This is a genomic window from Butyrivibrio sp. AE3004 (assembly GCF_000703165.1).
Classification (GTDB): Bacteria; Bacillota; Clostridia; order Lachnospirales; family Lachnospiraceae; genus Butyrivibrio.
The window spans coordinates 3244589-3260282 of the sequence record NZ_JNLQ01000002.1; the positions used below are offsets into that span (position 1 = coordinate 3244589).

Sequence of the window (15694 nt, forward strand, 5' to 3'; positions counted from 1 at the left end):
TAGTTCTCACTCATTTTAGCGGTACGCAAATACACATTTTCCAAAAGATATCTCATCATCTTCACAAAGTTTTATCTTTTCATTCGGCATCATTCTTCTTCCGTTGATAAAGGTGCCATTTGTGGAATTCAAATCCTGAATCCAGACATTGTCATTACCAGGTTCAGGTTTGTATATTCTCGCATGCATTCTTGAAATTGTCTTATCCTTTATCACAACATCTGAACATGATGCTAATTTTCCAATAACTATAGGAAGTTTTCCAAGACTTATACTTTCATGCTCAGTATCATCTATAGCATATAATTTATGAGTCTGTTTTCCAAAATCAAGACTTAGCATAACCGTTTCTTCACCTTCTTCATCATATTCCGGAAAATCTTCATATTTTTTTTCTGCTATCCGACGATATTCTTTGGCTTTTTCTACTCTATTTTCTGCTATTTCAGGAATTATATTATTACCGGATTTTTCTTTACTTGTTTGATTTTTTAAATGACACTTATCGCTCTTTCTTATAAATAGAAGAAAGGAAGTGAGAGACATCATAACAGACACCATAAATACGGCTATATCCAAAAGATTTTCTTCATACGTAAGATTATATGCATATCTGAAATACCATAAGATACCTGCAACAATCGCAAAAAGTATTCCCATCACAATATTTCCGTTTATTGGTAATCTTATTTTTTTCTTCTTTTCTACATCAGCTTTATCTTCTGTAAAGTCTTCATCTTTATAATCGTTTTCAAAATCATTAATATCAGTAGCTGTAACTATTCTGTTATCTTCATAGCAATCCTTATCTTGTATTTTTTGATCATCAACTGAAATAAGGCTTTTAAGATAGTTATAATCAATAACACCTTCATCGTAAAACGAATCCAAAAGTTTATATAAAAGGTCCTGTGCCCTGTCATCCTTCATTTCCACATATTCCATTAATGATTCTATAAAGCTTCTATCAAACATCTTTTCAATTGAAGGATCATATGTAAAGTAATATTTTCCGCTGGAAAACTCTTCAAATATGGTTTCAGGCGAAAGTACTATATGCCCCGGATCAAGGAGGTAATCCCCCAGATTCTTAGCAGTCTGAATAAAATCTCCCAGAAAAGATTTTAATTTCTCATAATCCATCTTTTGCCTGATATATTTATTCTTTATGCTCTGTTTGGAGTCCATCTCGTAATACAGCTTATACTGTCCATCCATATTCCGCAAACTGAAAGGGAGAAGTCCTTCTATTTCATTATTTTCAAGCATTCTGTATTGAAACAGATTATCATCATTTATATTAACATCCACTATCAAATAGTTATGTTTCGCATCTTTATAATATTTTATTTCCATTTTTAATCAGCCTCTTGATCTTTCTTTTTTTTACTCAGATTAGCTGCAACATCCTTAATCCGTTTTATTTTTCTTAATGTTTTTGCAGGTTTCTGAATCTTAATAGTTGCCTTTGCTTCCGATTTCCATAAATCAGGTATACCCTTAAAAAAGCCGTATAAAGCATTATGGTTTGTGATTATATTTCCATCCATAATTATTTCTTTGTTGCTCTGATTTGCCGATATTTTAGGCTTTCTGCTGCCAAAATAATTTTTTACCATTTGTTCATCAAGATGTTCGTTTACGTATTCACCTGCATTCCCGTATCCCTTTTCCTCGTAAAAGAGCGATGCTCTGAATCCAAGCAGATATGTGTCCTGGGATAAGATACATCGTCCATATACCCAAAACGCCATGTAGATTATCAGTACTATTCCAAAAATTGCCGAGGGTATTACCAGTGCTGCTTCAACTGTCATATAGCCATCAATTCTGAAATTTTTATAAGAACGCAAAGCACATCACCCCCATTCCTGTTGATAAAAATGGAATAAACGGCAAGGTACTTCTCCCGTTAACTTTTTTCAAAACAAGAAGTATTCCTCCTATGATTCCCGATAATACAAGCGCTATAAATATCATCAGCACAAGATCCAGCATTCCAAATACCGGTCCAATTGCAAAAACAATAAGTCCGTCCCCTAATCCCACGCTTTGTTGCGATATCATGCAGACAGCAATCAGTATAACTCCCGGCATAAAAGATAACAGCATCTCTTTTATATCAAATGCATTGATTGACCATAAATACAATTCATGAATTATTGATAAAATACTAAGTTCTGCAGGAATTGACACCGGTATTTTTTTATCCCGTATATCATATACAGAAGTAAGTATCATAATGATCAATGTCAAAATTCTGAAAATCATTTCCGTGTTTTCTTTATTATTGATTATTTCGCAAAAATCCATCATTACTCCTTTTATTTCTTAACCTGCGCATTCCTTACAAGCGCTTTTTCCGCCTACTTCTGATATTTTCACCGTCTTTATTGTTCTTTTTATATTCTTACAGGTTCGCTCGCTGTGATATCGGTTTCCGTAATTTGTTATATAGACTGTTTTCCCTGCTAGTTTGCCGCAACTCTCACAGGGATAGAATTTTGCTCCGTCCAAATTTCGTTTAGCAGAAACCTCCGACTTTGCAATCTTTTTCACGGAAAGTTTAAGATGTGTACAGTTAAGACTCCTGTGGAATACCGTTCCTGTTTCCGTTATATATACAAGTTCTTCTGTTTCAGCCTCATCTTCCCATCCATCGCCATTTATGCTGTATCCTGTAAATGCATGTCCATAAAATCTCCCTTCCTGTGAAAAATCAGTAAATGCAGCAATTTTAAACAAAGGATGAACTTTGTATGCTGCCACAATATCAATTATGTCTCCTCCGGAATATAAAGCCGTTTCCAAAAATTTAAGTCCTGAAGAACCTCCACTTATTGGACTATGTTCAAGATACTCTTCTCCCAGATAAGTCTTTACTTTTTTGCTGGCGTATGCAGCATCCACAACCCCCGCTACTTTTCCTCCCATCATTTCTTTTGTACTTTTTCCGGCAATGATTTCCAATGTAACTTCATCTGCCATTATCTGTCTTCCTGTTTGATGAAGTGCACATTCTAAATCACATTGGAATTTTAGAATATCGAAAAGTGCCAAAAGATTTACAAAAAAGAATAAAAATATCGGAAGTACTATTGCCGCTTCCACTGTCACAGAAGCAGCCAGTGACAGCCTTTTTCTGTTTACCCGAAGAAGCATATCCTTTATATTTACAAAAACTATGAATTCCTTCAGACGATAATCCATTTTTTTACCTTTTATATTGTTGTTTTTCATTTTTTTCCTTTAAATCATTTTGAAAAAGGCCATCACTGGCTACTTCTGTTTATTCAGTCAAACATTTCATAGCCATATGTGCGCTCTATCGTTATTTTACTGTTATAAACACTGTTTACACTAAATTCTGCACTTAAAATATCTATGCAGTTATCAATCTTAAAATTACTGTTCCCTTTGGTTCCTCTTATGTTCATTTCAATAATGTCCATAAGTCTTAAGGTTTTCTTTCCCTTCTTTTCTAAAAGAATAAGTATTTTTAGATAGTCCTCATAACTAAGTCCTGATCCTCCACCGTTTACTAAATGCTCTCTGAATTCAAGCATGTTTTCCAACGAAAGATTCCAATCTTCTGCTGATTTTATAATAGGCACTTTTCCTCCGGTCAAAAGGATCCTAAGATCAGATATGCTTTCTGCAAATGTCCACGCAAAAACAATTGCCATCTTTATTACTTCCTGAAGTTCTGGAAGTATTAACAGTACTGATGCAGTAAGTGCCAAAGCATCTGCTTCCGCCATTTTATCTGCATCGTTGATAATATATGCAAAATTTGACGCTTCTCTCCAGAGAAACAGCTTTTCCGCTACTTTTTCCAAATTTGCGTAGTCACTGTCTTTTCCCGCATATATATACTCAAGCTCATATTTTAATTTGGAATTTGCTTTTTCCATTCCATAGCATCCGCATTTTTCAAAAATATATTTTTCCAATAAAACATCGGATCCGATTCCGGTTTTCTCAGATTCGTCCAATCCGGTTCCTGTTTTAAGTTTTCTCTTCGATGCATAAACAGAAGAATCAACAGCAGCATCAGATATAGCATCCAAATCCGGAGCTGCCAATGGAAGTATCCCTATTCCTTTTTGAGCAGTCACTGCTCCTGCGGGGTTATCCACATAATATGGTTCAGCAGTACCGTCACCATCCAGGTCCGCATTATGTGCTTTTGACATCTCCTGCAAATTGCTGTTAGCCATATTTTCTACATCGTCCTTGTCCAATCCGGCATTCTGTAGTTTTTCTGCGTTGTCCTGTATTTTTCCTATTACTGAGTCTATAGCTGCTCCTTCCATATATGATTGTATTTGTCTCCTTAAAACAGCTCCTTTCCCGTCGGATGCCAATGAATACCCCGTAATATCTACATTTGAAAGTTTTGCAGGAATAAGAGTACTTCTTTGTGTCAGCTTACCTATAGGAGTAATTTCAAAGTTTTTTGAAAAGTAATTCGAAAGATGTTCTCTTGTATTCATTACCGAGCTATTTTCATTTCCATATGAAGTATCAATAAATAAAAGTCCATATTTTCTAAACAGCTCTCTGTTGTACTCTCCAAGTACCGAGTTCATAGCAATATCTACCGTAAGCTCCGTTTTCATTTTTACTGCACTTATCCTTGCGCTCTGTAGAAGTGCAAGAATAAGTGACATTATTATTGTCATCGACAATGACAGATATACGGTCATATACGCATCAGCCTGTAATTTTAGCCGCATCCGTATTGATTGTATTAAAGATTTCTTTAACAAGGCCGTCTATCTCCTTTTTAAATATGATTACAAGACCGATAAGCACAACGATGATCAATATAACTTCTACCGTTCCCATTCCGTCTTCATCCCTGATAAGATCTTTGATTTTTTCCTTTGCACGCATTGCGAAATACCTTGCCTGTGCTCCTAATAAAGTTACTTTGTTTGTAATAATTGATTTCATTTTTTCCTCCTAAAAAATTTATAATAAAATATATTTTGTAACACCTTATGGTGATTACATGTTTAATTAAAATGACAGGTATGCCGGTACCATTATCACGACCATTACAATAAATAGCATCATTACCATTGGTACCAATAATTTTGTACCGGCTTCTTCCCCTAGCTTTCTTGCATATGACATTCTCTCCATGGTAGCTTTATCTGATTCCTCTCTAAGAAGGAGCATCATTTCCGAATTTCCTTTCTTTAGATTCTGAGAAAGAAGCGTTACCAACCGTGCATATTGCTGTGATCCGCATCTTGCTCCCAGCCTCTCGTAAACCTGAATTTCAGGTACACCACTTTGGATTTCGTTACAGCTTTTGCATATTTCTTCATACAAAAAGCTCCGCTTTCCTCCTTCTCGCACATGCTTTTTATATTCAACCGAAAATTTAGTCAAAACTCCTCTCACTGACATACCACTGCCCATATAAAGGACAAGTCTTGAAACAAAATTCGGGTATTCCAAAATCATCTGTTTCTTTCTTTCCTCGACCTGCTTCATAAGATCTTTATCTCCCAGTGCAAACACCGATGCTGATACCGTCAAAGATATAAGCAATATAATCAGACTGCTTTCGTCTATTTTTTCTTTCCATGTTAAAGTATTTCCTCCTGCCTCTTTAGGAAGCTCAAATCTGTCCTTTCTCCTTGATGTCTCTTCCTTTTCTTTAAGCATATTTTCAACTTCCTGATACACTGCTTCATTCTCTGAAAACTCTCTGGGCGTTATAATAATGTTAAAAATATGCTCCCATTTATAGTCCTTATAGGTGATTTTCGCTGTAAGTATCACTGAAGTTTCTTTAAATTTAATGTCATTGTTTTCAACTTTTCCGTCTGAATGTAAAACGTCTATATTATCTGACTCCCATGATATGTTAAAGGGATATCCATCAACAGCCATGGGAAGATTTAGTGTACTATTAACGTGCTTAAAATCTTCGTTATTTTGAAGCATTGTTTCCGGCAATTTTTCAAGTAATCCTTTGTATAACCGTTCTGTTTCATGCTTTGAATATTCCATCTCATTGATAGTAAGGTCGTAATCACCGATGGCTTCTCCTGTTTCATCTATAGCTGTCAATTTTGCCTGTTTTTCGCCTTCGCCAAAATCATTCCTCACAATCTCTCCATTAGTATTAAGGGAATAATTTCTTACTGCTACAAAATATGAAAGAAGTGCAAGTAATGATCCCACAAAAGAAAGAACAAGCATTGTACTAATCTTTTTTATGAAGTATATTGCCAGCTTTCTGCCTATATCTGCTTCAGAATCAAGCTTTTGCAGGTTATCACGTACATGCCTCCTGCCGGGCGATCTTAAAAAAATCTTGTTGTTTCCAAGAAAATTCCTATATATATACACGGAGATTTTATGGAAAATTTTTTCAAGCCCCTCATCCTTTGACAATTCCTCCGGTATTTCTTCATTAATTGACACAAATGTCATAATAAGCATAAAAAATGGTATTATCAGGTAAAGTACAATTAGATATTTCATTTGTATTCTCCGTTATATCTCTATATCAACAATTTTCTGTATAAGTATATAAGCTGCAATATAGATAATCAGGCATACCGTCATTATTACTATTCCAAATGCATTTCCATACAATGAATCAAAAAATCCCGGATTGGTCAGTCCAACATATACCATGATTCCAAACGGGACAACCTGCATTATCTGCGCTTCCATACGCTTAGCAGCAATAAGTACATCTATCTCGTTTTCGACTTCCATCTTTTTCCCTATGATATCCACGCACCTTTCGATAGTATCTGTCATATTGCCGCCGCTTCTTTTTGCCACTGCAAAAACTCCTGCAAATTCTTCAATATCCTTGTTATTACTGCGTTTTCCAAGTTCAAGTATCATTTCTTCTATAGATATACTGTTTCTGATTCCCTGCTCTATTCTCTGAAGTTCTCTGCATATAGGTGCACTTCTACCATAAAGAAGACGCATATCATGTATTGCTTCCGAAAACGCATTTTCCATTGAATATCCTGCTTTTCCTGCTGCCATGACAGACATCATTGCATCTTTAAACTGTATACCAAGATCATGATTTTCTTTTCTTTGTTTTCTTTCCTTTTGAATTACAAACCAGGGGATTGATATCGGAAACATCAGAATTGATGCTGCGAAATTTCCATAAAATAATTTCCCGATAATAGATAATATAAAAATATTTCTTGCGATCAGCGGTATATCAAATGCCGTAACTCTTAAGCTTAAGACCCGCTGCTTCCAGCTTTGATAAGCATTCAAGTTCATTTTCGCACCTCCATTCTCCGATGATTTTTCCATTATCATCAGTTGATGTTTCATTAAATTTAAATAGCGTCTTGATTTCTATTTCACCTGTCATCTCTTGTATCCTTCCTGTTAATTCACATACTTCCAATACTTTTCTTGATTTGTCTCTTAACCTTCCCAATTGAACAATAATGTCTATCCCAGAGGCTATTTGTCCTCTTACAGCCGAAAGCGGAAGATCCATTCCCATTAAGAACATTGTTTCAAGCCTCGATAACATATCTTTTGCAGTATTTGCATGGCCTGTAGACATGGATATATGCCCTGTATTCATCGCCTGAAGCATATCCACACATTCATCTCCTCTGACCTCACCTATTACAATTCGATCAGGCCTCATTCTAAGAGATGATTTAATCAGATCTCTTATTGAAATCGGCTTACAACCTTCGACATTTGCATTTCTTGTTTCCATACGAACTATGTTCGGAACATGTTTTATTTGAAGCTCAGCATTATCTTCTATGGTTATCACACGTTCGTCCTTAGGAATGCTGTCGGACAATGCATTTAAAAAGGTTGTTTTTCCGGAACCCGTTCCACCTGAAATAAAAATATTGTAACCTGCTCTTACAAGTGTCCGGAGATATTCTGCAAGATCTTCTTCTAAAGCACCAAACTCTATTAGTTTCTCCATTGTTATCGGACTGTCAGGGAAACGTCTTATTGTCAGTATTGGCCCGTTAAGTGCAACGGGTGGCAATACGATATTAACTCGTGACCCATTTTCAAGTCTTGCATCCACAATAGGAGATGCCTCATTGACAACTCTGTTACATTTACTGACTATCTGCTGTATGATATCCTCTAACTTTTGTACTGATTCAAATTTCATTTCATGTCGAAAAAGACTTCCCTTTTTTTCAACAAAAATATGATCGGTTCCATTCACCATAATTTCTGTTATCTCAGGATCATCAACAAGTAACTGCAACACATCAAGCTTTCTGATTGAATAAAATAATTCCTTTCTTAGTCTGAGTTTTTCATCAAGTGAGAGATTTTTACCCCTGCTATATTCAAGAATACCTCTGTCTATGCGTTCAAGCATTTCCTCGTCGTCAACATCTTTTGAGAAATCCATTCCTGATAGTATCTTTTCACGTATAGCACTTTTTACTTCATCATGCTCCAATAATTTCACCTCCCGCCTTTTCAATTCTGTGAAGTTTCTTCATATCAAACTCTTCATCCTTTTGAAGTTCATTTATCAGAAGACCTATTCTTTGATGGTCATTACCCCGATTATCCTGCAAAACATATAATTCATCACATATATGAAGAATCTCGAATAATTCATTTATTCCTTCTGAAATATCCAAAACAATATTTAAATACTTTTCAGTGTCTTCAACACACTTAATAAACTGCTTATATTCTTTGCTTTTTATCATCCTGCATTGAAACGGAGATAATGAGGACGGAACAAACTCAAGATTTTTGTCATGTTTTACTACTCTTTCGAGATATATTCCAAATTTATCTGCTGCACATTCTGAAAAATATATCAGATCCACAATGGTTTCATCATAAGAACTATTCCTCAGCAGTTCGTTTGTACAAAAGCTGTCTGTATTTATAAAGAGTGTTTTTTCTCTATCCGAAAGCTTTCTTGCAAATCTGATGGCTTCAACTGTCTGGTCAACATCTCTTTCGGGTGTATAAAATCCGATCACCTTGATTTTTTTATTTGGCTCTTTACTTTTTCCCTTTATTGTTATCCCCGGAATGTCCAGACACATGCTGAGGATACTGTCAGTTATGTTCTCACTTTTCTGATATTTATCCGTGTATCTGATGTTTAAATCATCATTTCCGTAAGTTATTTTTTCCTCGGAAATAGATATCTCTTTTTCTCTTAGGACCAATATATGTTTAAACCCATGTGGGACATTTTTTTCAAATATTGCTTCAGAAATCAAAAGAAGTGCATTTTCTGCATCATCCAAAAAATCATAAAGCCTGTTAGCATCGGTAATTTCGTATATATTAAACGGAATACCAAGATTGTCCCTTATGAAACTGTCTAATTTATTGCAATAGTTCTTATCCTTATCGCAAATTATCATTACATTTTTACTCATTTTTATTTCCTCACATCTAAATACATAAAAGAACGCTTTTTCCTGTTACCAAAATGGTACTTATCATTATCGGAACTGCAAAGCATACCGTCTGATGAATATCTTTTCTCAAAACAGCCTTCATTAATCCGAAGATTGCTCCAAGTATTAGTGAAATGATAATAATCCATATATGTTCTGCAACTGAAATAAACATTGAAATAATAATTAGCAATTTAAGATCTCCACCTCCTATTCCTTTTACAAAATAGATTGGTGTAAGTATTGAAATAGCAATTAGTAATTTCATTACCACATTACTAAAAGAAGTACCATGATTATGATCCAGAAGGTTAACTGCAATACCGCATATAAGCCCCGACATCATCCATAAGTTATAAATTTTATTTTTTAAAATATCCGTAATTGCTGATCCGGTAACCAGACAATATAAAATCGGAATTGTCATTTTGATTATTTGTCATCCTTTCTTTGAGAATAATAAATATGTCGGTGTGTATGCGAACGCATTGAAGAACTCAGATAGACAGGGAGGGCGAATGCCAGCACCGACATATTTATATTTTTACAACTGATCCATTGCTTCGCTCCATTTCGCGAGCAACGGTGACGATATTACCATCATGATTTGTAACAATCAATACCTTAAAAAAATGCTGTTTTTCTTTCAAATTTTTTCTTAAGACTTTTTTAAATCCAGTCCAAACACAGAAAAAAAGCCGAATGGAAATCTATCTAAAGCTCCATTCGGCCAAATGTTATTAATATAGGAAGAAACTCTTCAACATGTTTTTAAATATTAAATTTTATTGAAATTATTATGCCATATAACCTCTTAATAAAATATTGTCTGCAATACTCTCTTTTAACTGTCCTTTCCCATATGTTAGTCCTACGTATACCTTGGGTACATTTGTCATTACTGCTTCTTCATCATTCATGGTTTCCAACTGTACATAAGCTTCATGAAGTGCGCTAAAGGTCTTTTTTACATGTACCAATTCGTCACTACTCTTTTTTGCTATTGCTATGATCATCTGCTTTTTTTCAAACAGATATAAACCTAAAAGGTTTTTTCCAAGCTCATACTTGATATTCAGCGAATGAATTAGTTCATCTATACAATACATAGATCTTGATAATCCCTCGGAAAAAGCCTTTTCATCACCTCTTGCTAAGCTGCTTTCCGCTTCGCTTATATATTCAAGAACCATTTCATACAGTATAGTTATCATCTGTGTTTTATTTGCCATTGTAATTCTGCGTGTATATTCTTGTATCTTATCCTGCATCATACCCGGAACCTCATTTTCTTTCATAAATTTGTTACTGAAGGAGCTGTAACACCTGCTGTGGTCTCTCGTTTGCTTGTGCAAGCATACTTGTTCCCGCCTGAGAAAGAACCTGCTGAGTTGTATAAACTGTCATTTCTTCAGCCATATCCACATCCATTATTCTGGAATAAGCTGCCGTCATATTTTCACTTGTCACATTTATATTGTTAACAGTGTGTTCCAATCTGTTCTGGTATGCTCCAAGTCTGCTTCGGATATCAGATACCTTTTGAATAGCAGTTCCTATATCCTCAATAGCCTGATCAGCACCGGAATGCGGAGCAACTATTGTTCGCTCCCTGGCAGCATCTATGATATCTGATACTCCCTTCTTTTTAAGTGGATCGGGCCCATTTCTAAGAGCTTCGTATTTTGCATGAATTGCTTCTTTTTCTGTATCGACATCCAATACATTTTGAGGATCGATAGCAGCTATCTCTGCTGCTTCTTCTGCATCAAAATTACGCTCTGTTTCTTTACCTTCCTTCACTTTCCTGTAAGCTTCAACTATTTTTCTTCCGTCTTCTGCATTCAAAAAGCTATATCCGTATTCATCCTTAATGTCTTTGTTTATATTTATTTTACCGTTTTCCCAATCATTTTCTTCCCATTCATAATAAGTTAATCCGAGAATTTCCATTTTATCTGCATCATCAATATATGTATTACTCTTTATGTAGGTTGTAAAATCATTAAGATCATCCTCGTAGGTCCTGCTCACATCAGTATATGCTATCCCAAGATTTGTTAGGGTAACCTTAGGAATTCTGATATCCAGAGTCTGGCCTTCATTAGCTCCAACCTGCATAGTCATGGCCCCTTTACTTGTAAGATCCAATGAAATTCTTTCTCCTACAAGTTTATCATTTTTTTTCTTAGGCTTACCGTTTTCATCTTTTTCATAAAAATCTCTATTGATCTTTATTTCAATCTCTCTGCCATCTCTGGTGGCAATTTTGACAATATCTCCATCAACTGTTACATCTGCCTGATACATATATGTTTCATCGCTTTTGCGGCCTTGGGCTTCTGTTATTCTATGAACGTCTACCCTGGTAGTATTAATCTTATAGCCCTCTTCATCAAGTAAAGTCACTTTCCCCGTTTCTTTATCATATTCGCAATAGATGCCATCAATATAATAATTTCCAAAGTCCATTACATCACTGTAACTATTGACCGTAATTTCGGGATCAGTTTCTCCTTTGATTGTTGCATATCCCCTTAAATCAAAAGTTCCATCAAGGAGGACCTGTCCATTAAACTCAGTTGCTTCTGAAATCCTGGTAATTTCTTCTTTGAGCTGGCCAATCTCATCCTGAATAATGCTGAGGTCTGTTTTACTGTTTGTACCATTGGCTGCCTGAATTGCCAACTCGCTCATTCTCTGCAATATATCATGAACTTCCGACAAAGTTCCGTCTGCAGTCTGAATGACTGAGATTCCATCCCCTGAATTACCACCGGCGACTCCCAGACTTTTTATCTGAGCATTCATACGTCTTGAAATTGCAAGTCCTGAAGGATTATCCTTAGCGTTCGCAATTTTCAAGCCGCTTGATAATCTTTCAATTGACGCTGCAAGCTTGTTGTCATTCGCTACAAGTGCATTGTTAGCGATCATTGCTGAAATATTATAATTTACCTGCATGATGACCTCCGATTCTTATTAAAACTATACTGAGTGAACAAAGATCTCTGCCATCCTTAGCAATGTTCGCTTATCGAAAATTCCTTTTTCCGAGCCTTGTATCGCTGATCCGGCTTCCTGCCTGCGATACAATATTCCAATATTTTCTTTCTCTATAGTCAGTTTGGCCTCTTTTTCCGAGAGCTCCCGTATAAATCTATCTTTTACACCATCCATATATTCGGCTAAATCATCTGTTTGCTTTAGAGATGCTGCAAAAGCTCCTCTTACCTCTCCCTCATCAATTGTCATTCCCATAGAAATATGTCCGTAGTACTCAGTTTCAATCTCCGCTTCAACCTTGCTTCCATCCATTTCACTTTCTTTAAACGTGACATACATCGAAGTTATTTTTCCATCTATCTCTACAGGTATTTCATAGCTCTCATTTCTTGACATTTTTGAAGCTACAGACAGCTGCTTTTGCATTAAATGTATTGTCTTTACATCTATGTAAGTATCTGCTTCATTTATAAGCATTTCATTAAGGCTATCCGACAGATTTAAAAGATTTTCTTCATATGCTTTAGAATAATCTTCTTCTCTTATCAGATCATCCAGCATATCCTGTCTGACTTCCTTAAATGCAAGAGTTGCCATTTTTTCAGCAAGATTCCAGACAGATGAATCTCTACCTTTTCTTCCCGCTTTCAGATTCAGAAAAGCAAGAATTGTATCCGTGTTTGCTTCAATACCCATCTTAGTTAATTCTTTTATTGCATCCTCGGATGTTTGAGATGAAGCAACCTTTCTTATATCATTTACTTTTTCGTTTAAATACTCAGCTTCAATATTGTCTTTAGCAATTTTATCCTGTTGCTCTTTTAATCTATCTGAGAGTTCATCAAGTAGCATTTCTTCTTTCGCATTTATATTATGAAGCTTTTCCGGTTCCAGATTCTCATATACTAAATCGGCTTTTTCACTATAATGTCTGAACGCAGTTTCTATTTGTTCTGAAATTGATTTTGAACCTGAAACTTTTGTTGTAACTCCTCCAAAGGAATCATCTACTTTAAAATCTATCCCCTTCTTTTCTTTTTTTGCAGTTCTTGTTGCTGTCAGGAGATTTTCAATTGTCATCTCTGCTCCTGTTTGCAATACAGCACCAATAGCCGCATTATCTGTCACCTTCAATGTATTAAAAAGTCTGTATATCCCTATATATGATTCCTTTTCCTCAGGCGTAATTTCGTCATTTTTTTCCATTTTATATAGGAACTTTGAATACTTTTCATACTGCTGTGAGGTATCTTTATCCTGTCTGGAAAGTTCATTACCTAATTCCTGTAATGTCATTTTGAGAGGATTATGCCCTTCCTTTATCATATTAAGAACAGCTCCCGGTTTAAGTTTTTCTACTGTTCTCATGAGTTTCTCGTCCATTTCAAGGACCCTGACAATATTCTCTTCATTTATTTCCATCCGGTTATAACCAAGGATTCTTATAACTCTTCTGTTTTCTTCATTTATCTCCTGTCCTGCTTCCCTTAAAAGTTCGTCAATATTTCTGAATGCCTTCCTGATACTGTCTCCAAGATCACCTCTTACCTGTGTTCCGACTGCTTCATACAAAACACCTGCCTTGTCATATCTGACTTTTAATGATTTAGCATCATCATATAAGTTTTCAAAGCTATCATTATCAGGTAGACTGTGTCGTCCCACAACTGCTATCGGAAGAGTCCAAAACTCTGAAATTTTAGCTGTTGTTTCTTCAAAAAGCTGATATTTCTCAGTTCCGCCTTCATTAAATATTTCTTTATTTATGTCTTCTATTTCTTTTGTCAAAGCTTCAATAACATTATTAATCGGTTCTGTCTCAAGCTTTATTCCTTTGTCAATCAATCTTAAGTTTGCATTTACTGTCATAGACAGCCTAATTTCTTCAAGTTGTTTTCTTGCTGTAAGTACCTCCATTTTTTTTTCGGTATATTCATCAATTAAGGTATTATTTTCTTCAGGCTGCTCCTTTTTTAAGGTAGCTGACATCTCTTCTTTTTGTTCTTTAACCGGTTTAGGTAAGCTATCTTTATTAGAAAAAAATCTTTCTTTATCCAGTTCCAGCTGTGATCTGTACAAGTTGTCAAGGTTTACTACTTTATTGTCTTCAATAACTTTATCTACAGCATCATCGGAAATTTTCTCTACTCTACCTGCTATTTCTATTGCCTTTTTTATATTATTCTCAATATTATCAGAGCCATCCGCTGATACCATTCCCCTGTTTGCAATTGACAAAGCGGTAAGATTAACGATTTTTTCCTCATCCATTGGAAGGTTAAGCATCTTAAGGCTGCTTACTTTTTCAAGGTTTTCTTTTGTAAGTGGAATTGATTCCTCGATCATCCACTTTGTTTGTTCTAATATTTCGCTATCTTCCGGATCATATCCTGTCTCTGCAATTATTCTCTTTGCCTGGTCCTCTACAGTATTCCAGTCAAGCCGGTCTGCCTTTTTTGCATAGTATCCTTCTGTCTCAAGTAAAATAAAGGTACCGCCATTTCTATTTTGTCCGTTTGTTGCATGTTCCGACATATACAAATTTTCTATGGTCGGAGCAAGATCATTTAAAGTCATATATTTAATAGCCCCATCACTTAACTCAGTAATGGATTTCATTTTATCATTGGCCAAGATCACATCATCTATATTTTCTTTTGTAAGAGGGATATCATTATTATGAAATGATGAAATAATCTCATTTGCCAGACTACTGCTGCCTGTTATTTTTGTCAGCTGATCAGCTGTAATATCATCTGTATAACCAATTACCTCTGTTCCTGACATTGCCAAAGTTGCTTTAATCTTATCAAGGATTGTCACTGTTTCTTCAGGCTTCATATCAGATAGATTAAATCCGTCTTCCCTGGCCCTTGCAAAGTCCTCTGCTGACATATTATTTGCCATTATCGACATATAGTTATGGCGAAGTGCAGCATCTGTGTTACTTGCTTCCATCATTATGTCATTCTTGCTTTTACCCTGATTTGTATATGCCTCATTATTAATAAGAGAGCCATTTAAATCCACAGATACGGCACTCTTTGTACCTGTACTCTTCTGATATGGTTTTGTATATATATTCCCTGCTTCCGTGCTTTTCCTTGATTTTTCCAAATCGGATTCCATTCCGTTTATCACATTAAAATTCACGCTCATATAATTCTCCGATTTTATATACAGAATTATTAAAAAAGGTGATAAACACTCTCTGTGTTTATCACCTTTTATTTCGGAATAATTATTCTAAATCTTTA

Annotated in this window: 14 protein-coding genes; all 14 read right to left on the bottom strand. The window is 35.4% G+C overall.

The annotated features are described in order from the left end of the window. Window positions 1–15: 15 nt before the first annotated feature. Window positions 16–1356: a DUF6382 domain-containing protein gene (locus tag BV60_RS0116930; protein WP_029323638.1), complete on the bottom strand. Its 1341-nt coding sequence runs from the start codon at window positions 1354–1356 to the stop codon at window positions 16–18. 2 nt (window positions 1357–1358) lie between these two features. Continuing rightward, window positions 1359–1853 (bottom strand): TadE family protein, encoded by a 495-nt coding sequence (locus BV60_RS0116935; protein ID WP_029323639.1) that lies wholly within the window; start codon window positions 1851–1853, stop codon window positions 1359–1361. Further along, window positions 1840–2316 carry a prepilin peptidase gene (locus BV60_RS0116940; protein ID WP_081846734.1) on the bottom strand — a complete coding sequence of 159 codons (477 nt, stop codon included), beginning with the start codon at window positions 2314–2316 and terminating at the stop codon, window positions 1840–1842. Before BV60_RS0116940 ends, BV60_RS0116935 begins: the two co-directional genes overlap by 14 nt. 15 nt (window positions 2317–2331) lie before the next feature. Beyond that, the gene (locus BV60_RS22285) at window positions 2332–3240 is read right to left on the bottom strand and encodes a pilus assembly protein (protein ID WP_051656820.1); all 909 of its coding nucleotides are present in this window, start codon (window positions 3238–3240) and stop codon (window positions 2332–2334) included. A gap of 53 nt (window positions 3241–3293) precedes the next feature. After that, on the bottom strand, window positions 3294–4739 hold the full coding sequence (locus tag BV60_RS0116950) for a DUF5702 domain-containing protein (protein ID WP_197029587.1): 1446 nt from the start codon (window positions 4737–4739) through the stop codon (window positions 3294–3296). Next, window positions 4717–4959: a Flp1 family type IVb pilin gene (locus BV60_RS0116955; RefSeq protein WP_330376318.1), complete on the bottom strand. Its 243-nt coding sequence runs from the start codon at window positions 4957–4959 to the stop codon at window positions 4717–4719. The genes BV60_RS0116950 and BV60_RS0116955 overlap by 23 nt, the downstream gene beginning before the upstream one ends. Window positions 4960–5025: 66 nt before the next feature. Continuing rightward, window positions 5026–6507, bottom strand: a complete 1482-nt coding sequence (locus tag BV60_RS0116960; RefSeq protein WP_029323646.1) for an immunoglobulin-like domain-containing protein — start codon at window positions 6505–6507, stop codon at window positions 5026–5028. Window positions 6508–6519: 12 nt separating this feature from the next. Then, complete coding sequence (locus tag BV60_RS0116965; protein WP_051656821.1) at window positions 6520–7284, bottom strand: type II secretion system F family protein; 765 nt, start codon at window positions 7282–7284, stop codon at window positions 6520–6522. Next, window positions 7220–8410 (bottom strand): CpaF family protein, encoded by a 1191-nt coding sequence (locus BV60_RS0116970; protein ID WP_051656887.1) that lies wholly within the window; start codon window positions 8408–8410, stop codon window positions 7220–7222. The genes BV60_RS0116965 and BV60_RS0116970 overlap by 65 nt, the downstream gene beginning before the upstream one ends. Window positions 8411–8450: 40 nt before the next feature. After that, window positions 8451–9410, bottom strand: a complete 960-nt coding sequence (locus tag BV60_RS0116975) for a hypothetical protein (protein WP_029323652.1) — start codon at window positions 9408–9410, stop codon at window positions 8451–8453. Between the two features lie 16 nt (window positions 9411–9426). Next, complete coding sequence (locus BV60_RS0116980; RefSeq protein WP_029323653.1) at window positions 9427–9858, bottom strand: prepilin peptidase; 432 nt, start codon at window positions 9856–9858, stop codon at window positions 9427–9429. A gap of 370 nt (window positions 9859–10228) precedes the next feature. Further along, a complete protein-coding gene (locus BV60_RS0116985; RefSeq protein ID WP_029323656.1) occupies window positions 10229–10729 on the bottom strand; it encodes a flagellar export chaperone FliS in 501 nt (166 codons plus the stop codon). A gap of 7 nt (window positions 10730–10736) precedes the next feature. Further along, entirely contained in the window at window positions 10737–12395 is a 1659-nt protein-coding gene (locus tag BV60_RS22290) for a flagellin N-terminal helical domain-containing protein (protein ID WP_051656822.1), read from the bottom strand. Window positions 12396–12419: 24 nt separating this feature from the next. Beyond that, window positions 12420–15596, bottom strand: a complete 3177-nt coding sequence (locus tag BV60_RS0116995) for a DUF6240 domain-containing protein (RefSeq protein ID WP_029323659.1) — start codon at window positions 15594–15596, stop codon at window positions 12420–12422. Between the last annotated feature and the right edge of the window lie 98 nt (window positions 15597–15694).